Source organism: Pseudomonas sp. PWP3-1b2 (genome assembly GCF_049896045.1).
GTDB lineage: Bacteria > Pseudomonadota > Gammaproteobacteria > Pseudomonadales > Pseudomonadaceae > Aquipseudomonas > Aquipseudomonas antarctica_B.
In genome coordinates this window covers 63,916-82,369 of record NZ_JAFCTN010000011.1, presented here as the reverse complement: position 1 = coordinate 82,369, position 18,454 = coordinate 63,916, and the positions used below count along the sequence as shown (strand labels likewise).

Genomic DNA, 18,454 nt, shown 5'->3' with positions numbered 1-18,454 from the left:
GGGCCACTCTACCCCTCACGCTCTTGGCTGAAAACCGATAAGATCGCCGCAACCTGTCAGGAAAACTCACAGATGAGCCGAGACCTTCCTCCCCTTAACGCCCTGCGCGCGTTTGAAGCCACTGCCCGCCTCAACAGCGTGAGTCAGGCTGCCGAGCAGTTGCACGTCACTCATGGCGCGGTCAGCCGTCAGTTGAAGGTGCTGGAAGAGCACTTGGGTGTCAGCCTGTTCGTTAAGGATGGGCGTGGCCTTAAACTCACAGATGCGGGCGTACGGCTGCGCGATGCAAGCAGCGATGCCTTTGAGCGTTTGAGGGATGTGTGCGCCGAACTTACCCAAAGCAGTGCCGACGCACCCTTCGTGCTCGGCTGCTCGGGCAGTTTGCTCGCGCGCTGGTTGATTCCGCGTCTGGGCCGTTTGAATGCCGACCTGCCGGATCTGCGCTTGCACCTGTCGGCGGGTGACGGCGACCTTGACCCCAGGCGGCCCGGCCTCGACGCCCTGCTGGTTTTCGCTGAACCGCCGTGGCCGGCGGATATGCAGGTGTACGAGCTGGCCAGCGAACGCATCGGCCCGGTCATGAGCCCGCGTTTTGCCGGTTACGAGCGCCTGCGCCAAGCCCCCGCCTCGGCCCTGTGTGGCGAAGCGCTGTTGCACACCACCTCACGCCCGCAAGCCTGGCCCAGTTGGGCACAGCACTACGGCATCGAGCCCGGCGCGTTGAAACATGGCCAGGGGTTTGAGCATTTGTATTATTTGCTGGAAGCGGCGGTCGCTGGACTGGGCGTGGCGATTGCGCCCGAACCGCTGGTGGCAGAGGACCTGCGAGCGGGTCGCCTGGTGGCGCCGTGGGGTTTTTGTGAAACCCCGGCGCACCTGGCGTTGTGGCTACCCAAGCGCGCCGCAGACGGGCGCGCTCGGCAGCTGGCGCAGTGGCTCAAGACTGAGCTGTTGCGCCAACCTGTTTAGTCACCACGTTTGCACATCAAATAAGCCGCCAGCAGACCCAGCGCGCCAACGGCGACGCCGGCAGTGGTCCATGGGTGCTCTTGTGCGTAGTCACGGGTTGCAACACCGGTTTCGCGGATTTTGACTTTGCTTTCTTCGTAGGCATCGCTGATCAGATGACGGGAATGCTTGAGTGCATTCTCGGCATTGCTTTTCAGGGCCTTCAACGTTTTGCGCGACTCGTCAGACGCATCGTCCTTGAGGCTTTCAAGGGATTTGAGCAGGCTCGAAATCTCGGCTTCCATGCTTTCCAGTGACGCTTTGCGTAAAGAAGTGTTGGCCATGTGGGCTCTCCTGAAGTGATTGAGTGGCGTGTGTAGATACCGACTGCGGCCGATTCAAAAAGTGCAGTAAATCTGAACTTTCGAGTAGCAATTGTCGCCAGAAGCATTAGGAACATTGACTGCTACGCTCACTAGAGACCTCAGGAGAAACGCTATGTCCAATCACACCTATAAGAAAGTCGAACTGGTAGGTTCGTCCACCACCAGCATCGAAGATGCCATTCAGAATGCACTGGCGGAGGCCAGTAAAAGCCTCAAACACCTGGAGTGGTTCGAAGTGACTGAAACCCGCGGTCATATCGAGGACGGCAAAGTCGCGCACTATCAGGTCACGCTCAAGGTAGGGTTCCGAATTGCCACCAGTTGATCCTGTGAGTTGAACTTGCGGACTGGCCGATTGCCATAACCTGCGCTACAACGGTGGGGTGCCGATGCGATAGCATTGGCACGTTCTATTCGATCAGCGTAAGGAAGTAACGGATGAAGAAGTTCCTGTTAGCAGTCGGTTTGTTGAGCATTGCGGGTACAGCCCTGGCGGCGGGCAAGCCTTGCGAAGAGCTGAAAGGCGAACTCGCGGCAAAGCTTGATGCCAAAGGCGTTCAGCATTATTCGCTGGATGTTGTGGAGAAAGGCGCTGCAGCCGATGCCAAAGTGATTGGCAGCTGCGAAGGCGGCACCAAGGAAATCGTCTACAAACGCGGTTAATCCCGTGTTGCAGACATAAAAAACCGACGCGAGTGCGTCGGTTTTTTTTCGCCTGGGGTTTAGCCCTTCATCACCTGCGCCAGCAGTTCGTAGGAATGAATGCGGTCGGCGTGTTCGTACAGATCGCTGGTGAAAATCAGCTCATCAGCACCGGTTTGCTCGATCAACACTTCCAGCTTGGCGCGGATTTTCGCCGGGCCGCCGACCATGGCCAGGCCCAGGAAACTGCCGACGGCCTCTTTTTCATGGGGCAGCCACAGGCCGTCCATGGTTTTCACTGGCGGGCGCTGGACCAGGCTTTGCCCGCGCATCAACGCAAGAATGCGCTGGTACACCGAGGTGGCCAGGTAATCGGCTTGTTCGTCGGTGTCGGCGGCAACCAGCGGAATGCCGAGCATCACGTAAGGTTTATCCAGCACGGCCGAAGGCTTGAAGTGATTGCGGTACACGCGAATCGCCTCATGCATCAAACGCGGAGCGAAATGTGAGGCAAAGGCGTAAGGCAAACCGCGTTCACCGGCCAGCTGTGCGCTGAACAGGCTGGAACCGAGCAACCAGACCGGCACGTTGGTGCCGGTGCCCGGTACGGCGATGATCCGTTGGTCGGGCGTGCGTGGGCCAAGGTAGGCCACCAGCTCGGCCACATCTTCCGGAAACTCGTCAGCACTGCCGGAGCGCTCACGGCGCAGGGCGCGGGCGGTCATTTGGTCAGAACCCGGCGCACGGCCCAGGCCCAGGTCGATACGGCCGGGGTAGAGGCTTTCCAGGGTGCCGAACTGCTCGGCGATCACCAGTGGTGCGTGGTTGGGCAGCATGATGCCGCCGGAACCGACGCGAATGGTCGACGTGCCTCCCGCCAGGTAGCCCAGCAACACCGAGGTAGCTGAACTGGCTATGCCGTCCATGTTGTGGTGCTCAGCCACCCAGAAGCGGTTGTAGCCGAACTTTTCCACGTGCTGGGCCAGGTCCAGGGAGTTGCGCAGCGACTGCGCGATGGTTCCGTTGGCGCGCACGGGCACGAGGTCGAGGGTTGAAAATTTTACGTCGGACAGCGATTTCATAAGCCTGCTTCTCCATTAGGTGCGCAGGCTTATTAAATGAATCAAAACCTGCCGCTTCATGTGCATGCTTTATGAGATGTGGGCATATACCCGAGATTCAATAGCAGACCAGGAAATTTCCTACTAATTTGCTGGGTTTCTCCGACAAGATGAACTTTGCCAACGCTTCTATCCTCAGAACCTTACTGAAGCAAAACCACCGTTCGAGGAGACCGCTATGAGTATCGTTAAAAAAGCATCCGCGCATTGGGAAGGTGATCTGAAGACAGGCCTGGGTTCCATTTCCACGGAAACCGGCGTGCTGCGCGAAGCGCCCTACGGCTTCAAAGCGCGTTTCGAAGGCGGCAAAGGCACTAACCCTGAAGAACTGATCGGCGCGGCCCACGCTGGCTGCTTCTCCATGGCGTTTTCGATGATCCTGGGCGATGCGGGCCTCAAGGCTGACAGCATCGACACCACGGCTGAAGTGACCCTGGACCAGGTTGAAGGGGGTTTTGCGATTACCGCCGTGCACCTGGTCCTCAAGGCCAAGATTCCGGGGGCAAGCCAGGCGCAGTTCGACGAACTGAGCAAAAAGGCCAAGGAAGGGTGCCCAGTGTCCAAGGTACTGAATGCTGAAATCAGCCTGGATGCCACGCTGGTCAGCTGATACAGCAAGATCCAATGTGGGAGCTGGCTTGTGTTGGAGCTGGCTCCTACCCTTGTCTGCTCCCGCATTTAGTTATGCGTTAAATCAGAACTCGTGTTTCCCCGATGTGGTCCTATACCCTATGCAGCCTTAGCCGCACACTCGTGCGCATGCATTCAGGGAGCTACACACATGAAACGTTTTGCCTTGGCGATCATCTGCGGTGTATTGGCCACCTCGGCCGTGGCCGCTCCGAAAGATTGTGAAGAGCTCAGGAAGGAAATCGAAGTGAATATCCAGGCCAAGGCGATCCCGTCCTACACCCTGGAAATCATCACTGCCGAAGAAGCCAAGAATCATGACAGTGCGATGCTCGTAGGTACCTGCGAAAACGGCACCAAGCGCATCATTTATCAAAAAAACAACGACTGATCAGATGCAATTCACGCTGTGTTCTTCGGCCAGTAACTGCCGCGCCGAGTTATACAGCCGGATGTTGGGCGTGAAGGCCAGCGAGCGCCCCTCCAGCACATAATGCTGGCCCGCCTGGAAGTTGTTGTACTGCAGGCTCATGAAACAGGTGCGGTCACGCGTCTGGTCCAGCCCGCCAATCCCCGTTCCGGTGTTCACCTCGAAATCGAAACGCACCATCAGCTCATGGCTGCCGGGTGGCACCTGGAAGAAACGCCCGTCGTTAAGGTTTTTTCCGTCCAGGCGCTGCGCCATCACCAGCTTGGCGCCGGGTGTGGGCGTGGTGAAGTCGACCCAGGCTTGCTGCGGGTCGGCGGGGGGAATGGGCGTCGATGCACAGGCGCTGAGGAACAGGGCAGCAACAGGTAGCAAAAGCTGGCGCATGGCAGGCACTCAGGCAGAAGGAAAGGATGAGCCCGGCGCCGATGGCAGCAGACTCCCTATGAGTATAAACACGCTAAACCATGGAAAAATTCCGTGAGGGCAGGATAGTCTGGCGAGCACATTATTCAGAGGTGGTCGCGGCATGCTCAGGCGTTTTCTTCCAGTCGTGTGGGTGCTGCTGCTCAGCGGCTGCTCCAGCGTCAGTTATTACAGCCAGTTGGCGAGCGGCCAGTGGCAGTTGCTGCGGGCTCGCGAACCGGTTTCCGAAGTCATCGCCGACCCTTCCCGGCCACAGTTGTTGCGTGACCACTTGGTGCAATCGCAGAAGGCGCGCGCCTTTGCCAGCGAACACCTGCACCTTCCGGATAACCAGAGTTACCGGCTGTACGTCGACATTGGCCGGCCATATGTAGTCTGGAATGTCTTCGCCACGCAGGAATTTTCCCTCTCGCCTGTCACCCATTGCTTCCCGATTGCCGGTTGCGTCGCTTATCGCGGCTACTACAACCAGGGCGCGGCGCGTGGCGAGGCGGCGCTGTTGAAGCAACGCGGTATGGATGTGTCGATTGGCGGCGTGGAGGCCTATTCCACGCTGGGTTGGTTCAACGACCCGATCATGAGTTCAATGATGAGCTGGGGCGATGAGCGCCTGGCCACGCTGATTTTCCATGAGCTGGCGCACCAGCGTTTTTATGTGAAGGACGACACGGAGTTCAACGAATCGTATGCCAATTTCGTCGAGCAGGAAGGCACGCGCCAATGGCGTGCGGCCCGTGGTCTGCCGCCGATCAGCGGTGCAGCGTTGCAGCAGCGCGACCAGTTCATCCGGTTGGTTCTCGATACTCGAAAACGCTTGGAAGCGTTGTACGCGCAGCCGTTGGCGGCGCAGGCGATGCGACAGGCCAAGGCAGCCGAATTTGAGCGCTTGCGCAGCGAGTATCGCCGGATTCGCGACAGCCAATGGGGCGGGGACAAGCGCTATGACGTGTGGATTAATCAGCCGATGAACAACGCGCGGTTGTTGCCGTTTGGGCTGTATGACCAGTGGGTGCCGGCGTTTGCGGCGTTGTTTCGGCAGGTGAACGGAGATTGGGTGAGGTTTTTTGCGGCGGTGGAGAAGATGGGTGGGTTGCCGGTGGAGCAGCGCAAGGCGGCGTTGAAGCGGTTGGAAAGTGGAGGTCTTTAGGGCCTCATCGCAGGCAAGCCAGCTCCCACAGTTGACCCTGTTTCAACTGTAGAACGCGGTCCAATGTGGGAGCTGGCTTGCCTGCGATAGCGGTCTCAAACCCGCTGCAAAAACATCTGATGCATCTCATCCAGCGTCTCAAAATGCCAGGTCGGCGCCTCAGCACTCAACTCCTCAAAACTGCCAAACCCATACCCCACCGCCGCCGAATCCAGCCCGTTGCTGCGCGCCCCGATCAGGTCATGCTTGCGATCACCAATCATCAAGGTCGTCGCCGGGTCCAGGCCCTCCTCGCTCATCAAGTGCGCGATCAGCTCAACCTTGTTTGTGCGCGTACCGTCCAACTCACTGCCGTAAATCACCTTGAAGTGCCTGGCGAAATCGAAATGCCGAGCAATCTCGCGAGCGAATACCCAAGGCTTGGAGGTGGCCACATACAACTCACGGCCCTGGCCATTCAGCGCTTCGAGCAGCGGCATCACGCCGTCGAATACGCGATTTTCATACAGCCCGGTGACCTTGAAACGCTCCCGATAAAAATTCACCGCTTCCCAGGCTTTGGCCTCGTCGAAGCCGTAGAACTGCATAAACGCTTGCAACAGCGGCGGGCCGATAAAGTGTTCGAGCTGTGTGAGGTCCGGCTCATCAATGCCGAGTTTGCCAAGGGCGTACTGGATCGAACGGGTGATGCCCTCACGCGGATCCGTCAGGGTGCCGTCCAGGTCGAACAGCACGGTTGAGTATTTCAGGGTCATTGATCGAATCCTTCGGCCAGGTGCAGGTCTTTGAGCTTCACGTAGTTGGCGGCGCTGTAGGTGAAAAACGCGCGCTCCTTGTCAGTCAGGGCGCGGACTTGTTTAACCGGGCTGCCCACGTACAAAAAGCCGCTCTCAAGTGTCTTGCCCGGCGGCACCAGGCTGCCGGCGCCGATGATCACGTCGTCTTCGACCACGGCACCGTCCATCACGATGCTGCCCATGCCGATCAGGATGCGGTTGCCCACCTTGCAACCGTGCAGCATGACTTTGTGCGCGATGGTCACGTCATCGCCGATCAGCAGCGGGAAGCCGTCCGGGTTGAACGGCCCGGCGTGGGTAATGTGCAGCACGCAGCCGTCTTGCACGCTGGTGCGTGCGCCGATGCGGATGCGGTGCATGTCGCCACGAATCACGGTCAGCGGCCATACGGAGCTGTCGGTGCCTATTTCGACATCGCCGATCACCACCGCCGAACTGTCGACAAAAGCCCCGGCGCCCAGGGTTGGCGTGTGGTTCTGATAGGTGCGAAGGGTCACGATAGCGTCTCTCTCTTGTGCTGATAGCTGCGGTGGGAGTTGATTGTAATTAAGATGGCCCCATCTTTGTTCTTACATGTTTCTTCAGCCAAGGTGCCCACCGTGAGCGCGAACAACCCGCTTCTGCAGTCCTACGACCTGCCGCCGTTCTCGGCGATCCGTGCCGAGCACGTGCAACCGGCCATCGAACAGATCCTCGCCGACAACCGCGTTGCCATCGAAGGCATCCTGCAAAGCCAGGGTAAAAACCCTACGTGGGCCGGTCTGGTCCTGGCCATGGACGAGTTGAATGACCGCCTGGGCGCCGCCTGGAGCCCGGTCAGCCACCTCAACGCCGTGTGCAACAGCGCCGAATTGCGCGAAGCCTACGAAAGTTGCTTGCCTGCGTTGAGCGCCTACTCCACCGAGATGGGCCAGAACCGTGAACTGTTCCAGGCCTTTGAAGCCCTGGCCAACAGCCCGGAAGCCGCCGGTTTCGATGTGGCGCAAAAAACTATTCTGGAACACTCGCTGCGCGACTTCCGCCTGTCGGGTATCGATTTGCCGCCAGAGCAGCAAAAACGTTATGCCGAAGTGCAAAGCAAACTCTCCGAGCTGGGCAGCAAATTCTCCAACCAATTGCTCGATGCCACCCAGGCCTGGACCAAACACGTTACCGACGAAGCCACCCTCGCCGGCCTGACCGACTCGGCCAAGGCGCAAATGGCTGCCGCCGCTCAGGCCAAAGGCCTCGACGGCTGGCTGATCACCCTGGAATTCCCAAGCTACTACGCGGTGATGACCTACGCCCAGGACCGTGCCCTGCGTGAAGAAATCTACGCCGCCTACTGCACCCGTGCGTCGGACCAAGGCCCGAATGCTGGCCAGAACGATAACGGCCCGGTGATGGAACAGATCCTCGACCTGCGTCAGGAACTCGCCACATTGTTGGGCTATGCGTCGTTCTCCGAGTTGAGCCTGGCCACCAAAATGGCCGAGTCCAGCGACCAGGTGCTGAGCTTCCTGCGTGACCTGGCCAAGCGCAGCAAACCGTTTGCCGCCCAGGACTTGCAACAGCTCAAGGCCTACGCCGCCGAACAAGGCTGCGCCGACCTGCAAAGCTGGGACAGCGGTTTCTACGGCGAAAAACTGCGCGAGCAGCGCTACAGCGTGTCTCAGGAAGCCCTGCGCGCGTACTTCCCGATCGACAAAGTGCTGGGCGGCCTGTTCGCCATTGTGCAGCGCCTGTACGGCATCGAAATCGCCGAGCAAAAAGGCTTCGACACCTGGCACCCGGATGTTCGCCTGTTCGAAATCAAGGAAAACGGCCAGCACGTCGGCCGCTTCTTCTTCGACCTGTACGCCCGCGCCAACAAGCGTGGCGGTGCCTGGATGGACGGCGCGCGCGACCGTCGCCGCACGGTGGACGGCGTGCTGCAAAGCCCGGTCGCCAACCTGGTGTGCAACTTCACCCCGGCCGACAGCGGCAAGCCTGCCCTGTTGACCCACGATGAAGTGACCACCCTGTTCCACGAATTCGGCCACGGCCTGCATCACCTGCTCACCCGCGTTGAACACGCGGGCGTGTCCGGCATCAACGGCGTGGCCTGGGATGCGGTGGAATTGCCGAGCCAGTTCATGGAGAACTGGTGCTGGGAGCCGGAAGGCCTGGCGCTGATCTCCGGTCACTACGAAACCGGCGAGCCATTGCCTCAGGACCTGCTGGAAAAAATGCTCGCAGCCAAGAACTTCCAGTCCGGCCTGATGATGGTGCGCCAGCTGGAATTCTCGCTGTTCGACTTCGAACTGCACGCCACCCATGGCGATGGCCGCAGCGTGGCGCAGGTGCTTGAAGGCGTGCGCGATGAAGTCTCGGTGATGCGTCCACCGGCCTACAACCGCTTCCCCAACAGCTTCGCGCACATCTTTGCCGGCGGTTACGCAGCCGGTTACTACAGCTACAAATGGGCTGAAGTGTTGTCGGCCGATGCCTTCTCCAAGTTTGAAGAAGACGGCGTGCTGAATGCCCAGACCGGCCGCGCGTTCCGCGAGGCGATTCTGGCGCGTGGCGGTTCCCAGGCGCCGATGGTGCTGTTCGTCGACTTCCGCGGGCGTGCACCGTCGATTGACGCACTCTTGCGCCACAGCGGCCTGAGTGAGGACGCGGCAGCATGAGTGAAGGGCCTGTGGTGACCAAGAAGCAATTTATCGCCGGGGCGGTTTGCCCGGCGTGCAGCGAGCCGGACAAGTTGAAAATGTGGACCGAAGACAACGTGCCGCACCGCGAGTGCGTGGCCTGCGGCTACACCGACACGCTCAATGACCAAGGCTTGTCGGTGCCCAAGGAATTGGGCACGCGGGTGAATACATCGGCGTTGAAAGCGCCGGACCCGAAAGTGCAGGCGGTGCAGTTTTTTCCTAATCCGAAGCTGAAAAAAGACTGACGGTTTGATGCCCCGCGCTTCGGAACACGGTTTCCGGGCGCGGGGCATTAAGCATCTACAGCTTCCTTCCCCGCGACGTCTTCCAGGATGACAACTTCCCCCTGTTGTCTTCAAGGAAGCGACCATGCCCGACCCCAACCCACTGTTGCAGGACGACCACCTGCCAGCTTTCTCGGCTATTCGTGCCGAACACCTCGTGCCTGCCGTCGAGGCCATCGTGCTGCGCAGTCGCGCCGAGGTTGCCCGCATCACCGGCAGCCAGCAACACGGCCCGAACTGGGATGATTTGGTGCTGGCAATCGAAGCCGTCACCTCGCGAATCGACGAGGTGTTAACGGTGATCTACATCCTCGACAGCGTAAATACCGATCAAAACTGGACGCAAGCCAGCGCGCAAGCCACTTCTCGGGCCGTCGAGTTCGTGCGCGATTTAACTGCTAACCGCGCCCTATTCGATTGCTATAAAGCATTGGCCGCCAGCTCGCCGGCTGCGCTGTTCGACGCCTCCCGTCAACGTCTGCTAAGGCGTACGTTGAAGAAATTCACGCTGGCCGGTATCGAACTGGCGCCTGCTGAGCAGCAGAGGCTGGTCACGCTTAACCAGGAAATGGCCGGGCTCCAGCAGTTGTTTCTGACCCAGCTGGAACAGGCCAATCACGCGTGGCGCAAACACATCACCGACGAATCAGAGCTGCTGGGGCTTGCGCCGACATTCAAGGCGCGCCTGGCGCAAAAGGCCCGTGACGCCAACCTGCAAGGCTGGCTGATTACGCTGAACGAAGAGACTTACCGAGAGCTCATGGCCTACGCGCAGGACCGGACGTTGCGCGAGCAGGTGTTTACCGCCTACAACACGCGTGCGTCCGATATCGGCCCGCATGCCGGGCAGTTCGACAATGGCCCGCTGCTGCAGATGCTCAGGGTCAGTCGCAGCCAAAAAGCCACGCTGCTGGGCTACACAAGCTTTGTTCAATTGGCCCTTGAGCTTCAGTCGCTGGACACCGAGGAGCAGGTGCTGGGGTTTATTCGTGAGCAAATCAGGTCGGAACGAACGGCCTTTGAACACGACAAGCGCCAACTCATCACGCTGGCCCGTGAGCATGGTTTGGCGCAGGTGCAACCGTGGGATTACGCCTATTTGGCGCAGATAATCCGGCAACAGGCCAGTGGCGTCTCTGAAGAAGCGTTGCGCGCCTACTTCCCGCTGGAGTCCACCCTGTCTCGGCTGTTTGCCCTGGTAAAGCGCCTCTTCGACGTCGAAATCAGCGAGGTGGAAGGCTTCGATGCCTGGGCGCCCGGGGTTCGACTCTTGCAGGTACAGGCCGATGGCGAGGTGCTGGGGCACATTTATTTCGTGCCGTATCTGCAAAAAAGCGGTGATTTTGCCAATGCGTTTTCGTTGAGGAACCGCTGGACCACCGCTGAAGGCCGCCGAATACAGCCGGTGGTCGTGCTCTGCAGCCAATTTGAAGTCGCCCCCAATGAGCCCTGTTTGCTCGGGCATCGACAGCTCAAGATTTTGTTTCATGAGTTTGGCCATTGCTTGCAGCAAATGCTGATGGGCCTGGGCTATCGCACCAAAATGGGCATTGACGACTTGGGCATGGACAGTGCGGAGTTCTGCGGCCAATTCTTCGAGCGCTGGTGCGATTCCCCTGAGTGTCTTGTGTGGTTGTCCAGCCATATCGAAACGGGCGCGCAGTTGCCTGAGGCCCTGGCCCGGCAACACAGGGTGTATGCCAACACCCAAATGTCGTGGGAACGCGCAGAGTCACTGACGCTGGCGTTATTTGATATCGAAGTGCATCGCACCCCTGACGACGGACGCAGCATTGAGCAGGTATTCGCCAGCGCCAACCGTGAAGTCGGGCACTTGCCGGCGCTGGACGCGGTGCGCTACGTCAATGGCTTCAGCCATATGGTGTTGGGGTATGAAGGCGGCTTTTACGCCTACCAGTGGTCTGAGGTGCTGGCGCGGGAAGCCTTTAAACGGTTTGAACGCGAGGGGGTTTTCAATGCCGCGACCGGGCGGGCATTCCGCGAGTGCGTGCTTGCGCCCGGTTATTCGCGGTCGCTGCTTGAGTCGGTGCAGCTGTTTTCAGGCGCTCCTAGGGGCCGCTAACGTTGAGTTCGCTACCCGTGCCTGCCGTGTTCACCCAGCTTTTCATCGAACACAGGGCAAAGGCGCTGGTGCTGCATTCTCCATTGAGCAGGGCGGTGCGTAACTTGCCGACATCCGCCTTCATCATGTAGCGAACGCCGTCCTTGAAGCCGTTGCTGCTGCCGAAGCCGCCCAGGGTCATCTCGTTCAGCGCATCTTCCTTGCTCCAGCCCTGAACCACCACGCGGTACATCGCGGCCATCAGGCCGGTGCGGTCGGAGCCGTGTTTGCAATGCATCAGCACCGGGCCATTCGCCTCTGCTTGCTGAATCGCCCTGAGCGCTGCGAGCACGTCGGAATCATCGACATGGTTGGTGCGATACGTCAGCTGTACCTGTTTGATATCAGATGCATCCAGCCATGGCGCATCGGATTCCGGCAAAAAGTTGATTACCGTGCCGATCTTCAATTGTTGCAAGACGGGCAGTGCCCTGCTGTCCGGCAACGCGCTGCGGTACAGGGTCGGCGTCATCTGATGCAGGTTGAATTGGTCTCCCACGGGCTGCGCCCACTCCGGCGAGCGCAGGGGCGTGGCGTCGTCGGCCTGGGCGCTGACGCTGGCGAAGAGTGCCAGCAGCGTCAGGCTCAAGGCAGGCATCAATCGAGGTGTGAACATGCGCGATGTGACCAGATGGAAAAAGTAATAGCCGCCAGAATGGTCATTACGGGGTGAATGAGGTGTGAGACGGCCGTCAAAGAATCGTGAATCGACGCAGGTGACCTGCGTTTTTACGACTGAATCGATTCTTCAAATGCTTAGCCTGCTATCATTTGTAACTATTGGTTGCCACAGTGTTCTATCCCTTTGGATCCCATTTCCTGGCAAGCCTTCACGCTGCTCTCAGAAGCGGCGGATAAACCCGTGACCACATGATGAGGTGCACCCATGTCTGATCAAGATCAAGACAACCCCCGGCGTGATTTTTTGCGCAAATCCTTGACCTTGATCCCGGTGGTCACGGTTGCCAGCACCGGCCTTGGCGGCTCGATATTGATGGCCGCCCCGGAGCCGGCCCACGCCGCGCCCGCCACGCCGCCGGTGAGCGACAAGGCCTATGAGCCGAGCTACTTCACTGCTGAAGAATGGGCATTCATCAACGCCGCGGTGGCGCAATTGATTCCCGCCGATGCCCAAGGCCCGGGCGCGCTGGAAGCCGGTGCGCCGGAATACATCGACCGCCAGATGAACACGCCGTACGCCAGCGGCGCGCTGTGGTTCATGCAAGGCCCGTTCAACGCTGATGCGGCGCCGGAGATGGGCTGGCAGAGCAAGTTGGTGCCAAAAGAGATCTACCGCCTGGGTATTGCTGCGACGGATGCATGGTCGAAGGCGTTCAACGGGAAAGCTTTTGCCGCTCAAGACAGCGCTACCCGAGACGATATGTTGCGACGCCTGGAAGCGGGCGGCAGTGAACTGAGCGCGCATTTCGCGGCGGTGCCACCGAAGATGTTTTTCAATTTGCTGCTGCAAAACACCAAGGAAGGGTTCTTCTGCGACCCGATTCACGGCGGCAACAAAGGCATGGTCGGCTGGACCATGATCGGCTTCCCCGGCGCCCGCGCCGATTTCATGGACTGGGTTGAACGCAACGAGCAATACCCCTTTCCGGCTGTTTCCATTCGCGGCGAGAGGGCATAAACGTGGCGACCATCATGAAGAAAGTCGATGCAGTGATCGTAGGCTTCGGCTGGACCGGCGCGATCATGGCCAAGGAGCTGACGGAAGCGGGCCTTAACGTGGTAGCGCTGGAGCGCGGCCCGATGCAGGACACCTACCCCGACGGCAACTATCCCCAGGTCATCGACGAATTGACCTACAGCGTGCGTAAAAAACTCTTCCAGGACATTTCCAAGGAGACGGTGACCATTCGCCACAGCGTGAATGACGTCGCCCTGCCTAACCGCCAGTTGGGCGCTTTTCTGCCGGGCAATGGCGTGGGCGGCGCGGGCCTGCACTGGTCGGGCGTGCATTTTCGGGTCGACCCGATTGAGCTGCGCATGCGCAGCCATTACGAAGAGCGCTACGGCAAGAACTTCATTCCCAAAGACATGACCATCCAGGACTTCGGCGTCAGCTATGAAGAGCTGGAACCGTTTTTTGACTACGCGGAAAAAGTCTTCGGCACCTCAGGCCAGGCCTGGACCGTTAAAGGCCAGTTGGTCGGCGAGGGCCGTGGCGGCAACCCTTACGCGCCGGATCGCTCCAACCCGTTCCCGCTGCAAGCGCAGAAAAACACCGTCTCCGCACAGCTGTTTCAGAAAGCGGCTGCGGATGTAGGTTACAAACCCTACAACCTGCCGTCGGCCAATACGTCGGGGCCGTACACCAACCCCTACGGCGCGCAGATGGGCCCGTGCAATTTCTGCGGCTTTTGCAGTGGCTACGTTTGCTACATGTATTCCAAGGCGTCGCCGAACGTGAACATTCTGCCGGCGCTGCGTCAGGTGCCGAATTTTGAGCTGCGGCCCAACTCCCACGTGCTCAAGGTCAACCTCGACAGCACCAAGAGCAAGGCCACCGGCGTGACCTACATCGACGGCCAGGGCCGCGAGTGCGAGCAGCCGGCAGACCTGGTGATCATCGGCTCGTTCCAGTTCAACAATGTGCGGCTGATGTTGCTGTCGGGTATCGGCAAACCTTACGACCCGATTACCAACGAGGGCGTGATCGGCCGCAACTTCGCCTACCAGAACATGGCGACCATCAAAGCGTTCTTCGACAAGGACACCCACACCAACAACTTTATTGGTGCGGGCGGCAATGGCGTGGCCATGGATGACTTCAACGCCGACAACTTCGACCACGGCCCCCACGGCTTTGTGGGCGGTTCGCCGATGTGGGTCAACCAGGCGGGCAGCCGGCCGATTGCCGGTACGTCCAACCCGCCGGGCACCCCGGCCTGGGGCAGTGCCTGGAAGCGCGCCACCGCCGATTACTACACCCACCAGGTTTCGATGGACTCCCACGGCGCCCATCAATCCTACCGGGCTAACTACCTGGATCTGGACCCGGTGTACCGCGATGCCTACGGCCTGCCATTGCTGCGGATGACGTTCGACTGGCAGGAAAACGACATCAAGATGAACCGCTTCATGGTCGACAAAATGAGCAAGGTCGCCGAGGCGATGAACCCCAAGGCGATTGCCCTGCTCGGCAAACAGGTGGGTGAGCATTTCAACACCGCGTCGTACCAGACCACCCACCTCAACGGTGGCGCGATCATGGGCACCGACCCGAAAACCAGTGCGTTGAACCGTTACCTGCAAAGCTGGGATGTGCACAACGTGTTCGTCCCCGGCGCGTCGGCTTTCCCACAAGGCTTGGGCTACAACCCTACCGGCCTGGTGGCGGCGTTGACCTATTGGTCGGCACGGGCGATTCGCGAGCAGTACCTGAAAAACCCCGGCCCACTGGTTCAGGCATAAGGAGCGATGACCATGAAAGCACTTGTTATCGCAAGTTTTGCGCTGTTCAGCAGTTGCTCTGTCAGCGCCGCTGAAACCGACCTGATCAAGCAGGGCGAATACCTGGCCCGCGCCGGGGACTGCGTGGCCTGCCACACTGCCAAGGGTGGCAAACCCTTTGCCGGCGGCCTGCCGATGGAAACCCCGATCGGCGTGATCTACTCCACCAATATCACCCCGGACAAAACCGGCCTGGGCGACTACAGCTTTGAAGACTTCGACAAAGCCGTACGCCATGGCGTCGCCAAAAACGGTAGTACGCTTTACCCGGCGATGCCCTACCCGTCCTACGCGCGTGTCAGTGACAACGACATGCAGGCGTTGTATGCGTACTTCATGAAGGGTGTTGAACCGGTCGCCCAAGAGAATAAAGACAGTGATATTCCCTGGCCCTTGAGCATGCGCTGGCCGTTGGCGGCGTGGCGTTGGATGTTTGCGCCGGCTGTCGAGGCGCATCAGGCTCAAGCCGCTGCCGACCCGGTAATCAACCGTGGCGCTTACCTGGTGGAAGGCCTCGGCCACTGCGGCGCGTGTCATACGCCGCGTGCCCTGACCATGCAGGAAAAAGCCCTGAGTGCCACCGACGGCGACGCGTTTCTGTCGGGCAGCGCACCGCTGGAAGGCTGGATCGCGAAAAACCTGCGCGGCGACCACAAGGACGGCCTTGGCAGCTGGAGCGAAGAGCAACTGGTGCAATTCCTCAAGACCGGCCGCAGTGATCGCAGCGCAGTGTTTGGCGGCATGAGCGATGTGATCGTCCACAGCATGCAATACATGTCGCAGGACGACCTGACCGCCATCGCGCGTTACCTCAAGAGCTTGCCGGCGGTGGATCCCAAGGACCAACCGCACCAGTACGACAAGCAGGTGGCTGACGCACTGTGGAAGGGCGATGACAGCAAGCCGGGCGCGTCGGTGTACATCGACAACTGCGCGGCGTGCCACCGTACCGACGGCCATGGCTACACGCGGGTGTTCCCGGCGCTGGCGGGCAACCCGGTGTTGCAGACGGCGGATCCTGCGTCGCTGATCAACATCGTGTTGAACGGCAGCACGTTGCCGGCCACTCACACGGCGCCGTCGACCTTCACCATGCCGGCGTATGCATGGCGTCTGTCAGACCAGGAAGTCGCGGATGTGGTCAGTTTCGTGCGTGGCAGCTGGGGCAATAAGGGCGCGCCAGTGACTGCCAGCGACGTGGCGGACCTGCGCAAGAGTGACATGCGCACCACCTCGGGCGATGACCTTGGCCAGGTGACGCAAAAGCACTGATCCTCTGCTGACCGCCAGACGGCACTGGTCAGACACCTTGCGCCTCGATACTGTATATAAAAACAGTATCGAGGCGTTTTCATGTCTACTGCGTTGCCGCCCCGCGGCCGGGGCACGGCCACCAACCTGCACAACCGCTTTGCGCCGACCGTCAGCATGGCCGAGGACGACGGCTGGTTTCAGGAAGTGCCGCCGACCCAAGGCACCGAAGTGCGTATCGAAACGGCCAAGACCATCATCACCCGTAATAACTCGCCGGACTTGCCGTTTGATCGCTCGATCAACCCGTATCGGGGCTGTGAGCATGGCTGCATCTACTGCTACGCGCGGCCCAGCCATGCTTATTGGGATATGTCACCGGGGCTGGATTTCGAAACCAGGTTGATCGCCAAGACCAATGCCGCCGATGTGCTGGAACAGCAACTGTCGAAGCCGGGCTATGTGTGCGCGCCGATCAATTTGGGCTCCAATACCGACCCCTATCAGCCTATCGAGCGCGAGTACCGGATCACCCGGCAAACCCTCGAAGTGCTGCTGCGTTACCGGCACCCGGTGACCATCATTACCAAGGGCTCGCTGATTCTGCGCGACCTTGACCTGTTGACCGCGCTGGCCCGGCAGCGGCTGGTGGCGGTGATGATCAGCCTCACCAGCCTGGATGACGAACTTAAACGCATCCTGGAACCGCGTGCGGCAGCGCCCAAGGCGCGGTTGCGGGCGATTCGGGTGATGCGTGAGGCGGGCATTCCGGTGGGCGTGCTGTGCTCGCCGATGATCCCGATGATCAACGACAGCGAGCTGGAAAGTTTGCTGACCGAAGCGCATGCGGCGGGTGCGCAAAGTGCGGCGTACATGATGCTGCGCCTGCCGTTGGAGGTGGCCCCGCTGTTCGAGGAGTGGCTGGCGGCGCATTATCCGCAACGTGCCGCCCATGTGATGAGCCTGGTGCGCCAGGTGCGTGGCGGTGAGGTATACGACAGCCGGTTTGGTGTACGCATGCGCGGTGAAGGGCCGTTTGCCGATTTGCTGGCGCAGCGCTTTCGCAAAGCGATCAAGCGCCTGGGGCTGGACCGGCGTGAGGGATATGACCTCGATTGCACGGCATTTTGCCCGCCGGGCAGGCAGATGGCATTGTTGTAAACTGAAGAGGACGAGTGCGCTGCTCGTGTAGGAATAGTCGCGCTTTGACATCACTGAAACCCGCGTTCTAGAGCGTTTCATTCAGTTTGAATTAAGTTTCGCCGGTTAACTTGATCGGCGAGTGACAGGTGAGTCGCCGCGGTGTAACGGTGAGGGTTTACAACTATTTCACTGGCCTGGCGTCGAACTGACCTGGAACCTTCCCTGCATCTAATCAAGAGGATGAATCATGAGTGATAAGGATAAACAGCCGTTGGCTGCGTCGGCTTCAGCCTCTCCCGAGGCGGAAAGCGCCGATGCAGCGCTAAAGCATATCGTTGACGGCTTTTTGCATTTCCATCACGACGTTTTTCCGCAGCAGGAAGAATTGTTCAAGAAACTCGCCACGGCTCAAAGCCCACGGGCGATGTTTATCACCTGCGCCGACTCACGCATCGTGCCCGAGCTGATCACCCAAAGCTCGCCGGGTGATTTGTTCGTGACGCGCAACGTCGGCAACGTGGTGCCGCCTTACGGGCAGATGAACGGGGGTGTTTCCACCGCCATCGAGTACGCAGTCCTCGCCCTGGGCGTACAGCACATCATTGTGTGCGGGCACTCCGACTGCGGCGCCATGCGCGCGGTACTCAACCCCGACAGCCTGGAAAAGATGCCGACAGTACGCGCCTGGCTGCGCCACGCTGAAGTGGCCAAGTCGATGGTTGAAGACAACTGCGACTGCGCCAATGAAGGCGAAAGCATGAAGGTGCTGACCGAAGAAAACGTCATCGCCCAGTTACAACATTTGCGCACCCACCCTTCCGTGGCGTCGCGCATGGCCAATGGTCAATTGTTTATCCACGGTTGGATCTACAACATCGAGACCAGTGAAATTCGGGCCTACGATGCGGACCAGGCTGCATTCCGATCGCTGAACGGCGACGGGCCGATCCCATCGGCGACGCCTAAAGCGCGCTTCTAAAAAACTTCCCT

The 18,454-nt window shown here is 59.7% G+C and carries 20 protein-coding genes; 14 read left to right on the top strand and 6 right to left on the bottom strand.

The genetic code is table 11. The features are described from left to right. The first annotated feature begins 72 nt into the window (after positions 1-72). Positions 73-969, top strand: coding sequence for a LysR family transcriptional regulator (locus tag ACP7A2_RS10065; protein WP_426134075.1), 897 nt, complete (start codon positions 73-75; stop codon positions 967-969). Here ACP7A2_RS10065 and ACP7A2_RS10060 read toward each other — a convergent pair. Then, positions 966-1,292 (bottom strand): DUF883 family protein, encoded by a 327-nt coding sequence (locus tag ACP7A2_RS10060; protein WP_348054720.1) that lies wholly within the window; start codon positions 1,290-1,292, stop codon positions 966-968. The genes ACP7A2_RS10065 and ACP7A2_RS10060 overlap by 4 nt on opposite strands. A gap of 154 nt (positions 1,293-1,446) precedes the next feature. Between ACP7A2_RS10060 and ACP7A2_RS10055 the strand changes: the two genes are divergently transcribed. Both ACP7A2_RS10055 and ACP7A2_RS10050 read left to right on the top strand, forming a co-directional pair. Next, the gene (locus ACP7A2_RS10055; protein ID WP_348054719.1) at positions 1,447-1,659 is read left to right on the top strand and encodes a dodecin; all 213 of its coding nucleotides are present in this window, start codon (positions 1,447-1,449) and stop codon (positions 1,657-1,659) included. Positions 1,660-1,772: 113 nt separating this feature from the next. Next, positions 1,773-1,997: a DUF1161 domain-containing protein gene (locus ACP7A2_RS10050; protein WP_426134074.1), complete on the top strand. Its 225-nt coding sequence runs from the start codon at positions 1,773-1,775 to the stop codon at positions 1,995-1,997. A 59-nt stretch (positions 1,998-2,056) separates the two neighbouring features. Here the strand turns inward: ACP7A2_RS10050 and ACP7A2_RS10045 are convergent, their stop codons facing one another. Next, complete coding sequence (locus ACP7A2_RS10045; protein ID WP_426134073.1) at positions 2,057-3,058, bottom strand: LLM class flavin-dependent oxidoreductase; 1,002 nt, start codon at positions 3,056-3,058, stop codon at positions 2,057-2,059. A gap of 217 nt (positions 3,059-3,275) precedes the next feature. On the opposite strand from ACP7A2_RS10045, the gene ACP7A2_RS10040 reads away from it, so the two are divergent. Together ACP7A2_RS10040 and ACP7A2_RS10035 are read left to right on the top strand one after the other, a co-directional pair. Then, entirely contained in the window at positions 3,276-3,707 is a 432-nt protein-coding gene (locus ACP7A2_RS10040; RefSeq protein ID WP_348054716.1) for an OsmC family protein, read from the top strand. A gap of 171 nt (positions 3,708-3,878) precedes the next feature. Then, a complete protein-coding gene (locus ACP7A2_RS10035) occupies positions 3,879-4,118 on the top strand; it encodes a DUF1161 domain-containing protein (protein WP_348054715.1) in 240 nt (79 codons plus the stop codon). Here ACP7A2_RS10035 and ACP7A2_RS10030 read toward each other — a convergent pair whose 3' ends face one another. Then, entirely contained in the window at positions 4,119-4,541 is a 423-nt protein-coding gene (locus ACP7A2_RS10030) for a hypothetical protein (protein ID WP_426134072.1), read from the bottom strand. 142 nt (positions 4,542-4,683) lie between these two features. Between ACP7A2_RS10030 and ACP7A2_RS10025 the strand changes: the two genes are divergently transcribed. Continuing rightward, the gene (locus ACP7A2_RS10025; protein WP_426134071.1) at positions 4,684-5,727 is read left to right on the top strand and encodes an aminopeptidase; all 1,044 of its coding nucleotides are present in this window, start codon (positions 4,684-4,686) and stop codon (positions 5,725-5,727) included. Positions 5,728-5,822: 95 nt separating this feature from the next. On the opposite strand, the gene ACP7A2_RS10020 is transcribed toward ACP7A2_RS10025, so the two are convergent. After that, the gene (locus ACP7A2_RS10020; RefSeq protein WP_426134070.1) at positions 5,823-6,482 is read right to left on the bottom strand and encodes an HAD family hydrolase; all 660 of its coding nucleotides are present in this window, start codon (positions 6,480-6,482) and stop codon (positions 5,823-5,825) included. Then, a complete protein-coding gene (locus ACP7A2_RS10015; RefSeq protein WP_348054711.1) occupies positions 6,479-7,021 on the bottom strand; it encodes a gamma carbonic anhydrase family protein in 543 nt (180 codons plus the stop codon). Before ACP7A2_RS10015 ends, ACP7A2_RS10020 begins: the two co-directional genes overlap by 4 nt. A gap of 102 nt (positions 7,022-7,123) precedes the next feature. Between ACP7A2_RS10015 and prlC the strand changes: the two genes are divergently transcribed. The 3 genes from prlC to ACP7A2_RS10000 all read left to right on the top strand — a co-directional run bounded on the left by prlC (position 7,124) and on the right by ACP7A2_RS10000 (position 11,566). Then, positions 7,124-9,175 (top strand): oligopeptidase A, encoded by a 2,052-nt coding sequence (gene prlC, locus ACP7A2_RS10010; protein ID WP_426134069.1) that lies wholly within the window; start codon positions 7,124-7,126, stop codon positions 9,173-9,175. Further along, a complete protein-coding gene (locus tag ACP7A2_RS10005) occupies positions 9,172-9,444 on the top strand; it encodes a YheV family putative zinc ribbon protein (RefSeq protein ID WP_348054709.1) in 273 nt (90 codons plus the stop codon). The genes prlC and ACP7A2_RS10005 overlap by 4 nt, the downstream gene beginning before the upstream one ends. 124 nt (positions 9,445-9,568) lie before the next feature. Then, the gene (locus ACP7A2_RS10000; RefSeq protein WP_426134068.1) at positions 9,569-11,566 is read left to right on the top strand and encodes a M3 family metallopeptidase; all 1,998 of its coding nucleotides are present in this window, start codon (positions 9,569-9,571) and stop codon (positions 11,564-11,566) included. On the opposite strand, the gene ACP7A2_RS09995 is transcribed toward ACP7A2_RS10000, so the two are convergent. Then, a complete protein-coding gene (locus ACP7A2_RS09995) occupies positions 11,553-12,221 on the bottom strand; it encodes a dual specificity protein phosphatase family protein (protein ID WP_426134067.1) in 669 nt (222 codons plus the stop codon). The genes ACP7A2_RS10000 and ACP7A2_RS09995 overlap by 14 nt on opposite strands. A gap of 270 nt (positions 12,222-12,491) precedes the next feature. On the opposite strand from ACP7A2_RS09995, the gene ACP7A2_RS09990 reads away from it, so the two are divergent. From ACP7A2_RS09990 to ACP7A2_RS09970, 5 genes are all read left to right on the top strand, one after another. Then, on the top strand, positions 12,492-13,244 hold the full coding sequence (locus ACP7A2_RS09990; RefSeq protein WP_426134066.1) for a gluconate 2-dehydrogenase subunit 3 family protein: 753 nt from the start codon (positions 12,492-12,494) through the stop codon (positions 13,242-13,244). Positions 13,245-13,246: 2 nt separating this feature from the next. Next, positions 13,247-15,031, top strand: coding sequence for a GMC family oxidoreductase (locus ACP7A2_RS09985; RefSeq protein ID WP_348054705.1), 1,785 nt, complete (start codon positions 13,247-13,249; stop codon positions 15,029-15,031). A 12-nt stretch (positions 15,032-15,043) separates the two neighbouring features. Continuing rightward, positions 15,044-16,342 carry a cytochrome c gene (locus ACP7A2_RS09980; protein ID WP_348054704.1) on the top strand — a complete coding sequence of 433 codons (1,299 nt, stop codon included), beginning with the start codon at positions 15,044-15,046 and terminating at the stop codon, positions 16,340-16,342. Positions 16,343-16,423: 81 nt separating this feature from the next. Further along, positions 16,424-17,482, top strand: a complete 1,059-nt coding sequence (locus ACP7A2_RS09975; protein WP_426134065.1) for a PA0069 family radical SAM protein — start codon at positions 16,424-16,426, stop codon at positions 17,480-17,482. Between the two features lie 229 nt (positions 17,483-17,711). Beyond that, a complete protein-coding gene (locus ACP7A2_RS09970; protein ID WP_426134063.1) occupies positions 17,712-18,443 on the top strand; it encodes a carbonic anhydrase in 732 nt (243 codons plus the stop codon). Positions 18,444-18,454 lie beyond the last annotated feature (11 nt).

Excerpts from the sequence above, each read along its gene's own strand:
- ACP7A2_RS10065 (WP_426134075.1), top strand. The coding sequence starts at position 73 with ATGAGCCGAGACCTTCCTCCCCTTAACGCCCTGCGCGCGTTTGAAGCC.
- ACP7A2_RS10060 (WP_348054720.1), bottom strand. The coding sequence starts at position 1,292 with ATGGCCAACACTTCTTTACGCAAAGCGTCACTGGAAAGCATGGAAGCC.
- ACP7A2_RS10055 (WP_348054719.1), top strand. The coding sequence starts at position 1,447 with ATGTCCAATCACACCTATAAGAAAGTCGAACTGGTAGGTTCGTCCACC.
- ACP7A2_RS10050 (WP_426134074.1), top strand. The coding sequence starts at position 1,773 with ATGAAGAAGTTCCTGTTAGCAGTCGGTTTGTTGAGCATTGCGGGTACA.
- ACP7A2_RS10045 (WP_426134073.1), bottom strand. The coding sequence starts at position 3,058 with ATGAAATCGCTGTCCGACGTAAAATTTTCAACCCTCGACCTCGTGCCC.
- ACP7A2_RS10040 (WP_348054716.1), top strand. The coding sequence starts at position 3,276 with ATGAGTATCGTTAAAAAAGCATCCGCGCATTGGGAAGGTGATCTGAAG.
- ACP7A2_RS10035 (WP_348054715.1), top strand. The coding sequence starts at position 3,879 with ATGAAACGTTTTGCCTTGGCGATCATCTGCGGTGTATTGGCCACCTCG.
- ACP7A2_RS10030 (WP_426134072.1), bottom strand. The coding sequence starts at position 4,541 with ATGCGCCAGCTTTTGCTACCTGTTGCTGCCCTGTTCCTCAGCGCCTGT.
- ACP7A2_RS10025 (WP_426134071.1), top strand. The coding sequence starts at position 4,684 with ATGCTCAGGCGTTTTCTTCCAGTCGTGTGGGTGCTGCTGCTCAGCGGC.
- ACP7A2_RS10020 (WP_426134070.1), bottom strand. The coding sequence starts at position 6,482 with ATGACCCTGAAATACTCAACCGTGCTGTTCGACCTGGACGGCACCCTG.
- ACP7A2_RS10005 (WP_348054709.1), top strand. The coding sequence starts at position 9,172 with ATGAGTGAAGGGCCTGTGGTGACCAAGAAGCAATTTATCGCCGGGGCG.
- ACP7A2_RS10000 (WP_426134068.1), top strand. The coding sequence starts at position 9,569 with ATGCCCGACCCCAACCCACTGTTGCAGGACGACCACCTGCCAGCTTTC.
- ACP7A2_RS09995 (WP_426134067.1), bottom strand. The coding sequence starts at position 12,221 with ATGTTCACACCTCGATTGATGCCTGCCTTGAGCCTGACGCTGCTGGCA.
- ACP7A2_RS09990 (WP_426134066.1), top strand. The coding sequence starts at position 12,492 with ATGTCTGATCAAGATCAAGACAACCCCCGGCGTGATTTTTTGCGCAAA.
- ACP7A2_RS09980 (WP_348054704.1), top strand. The coding sequence starts at position 15,044 with ATGAAAGCACTTGTTATCGCAAGTTTTGCGCTGTTCAGCAGTTGCTCT.
- ACP7A2_RS09975 (WP_426134065.1), top strand. The coding sequence starts at position 16,424 with ATGTCTACTGCGTTGCCGCCCCGCGGCCGGGGCACGGCCACCAACCTG.
- ACP7A2_RS09970 (WP_426134063.1), top strand. The coding sequence starts at position 17,712 with ATGAGTGATAAGGATAAACAGCCGTTGGCTGCGTCGGCTTCAGCCTCT.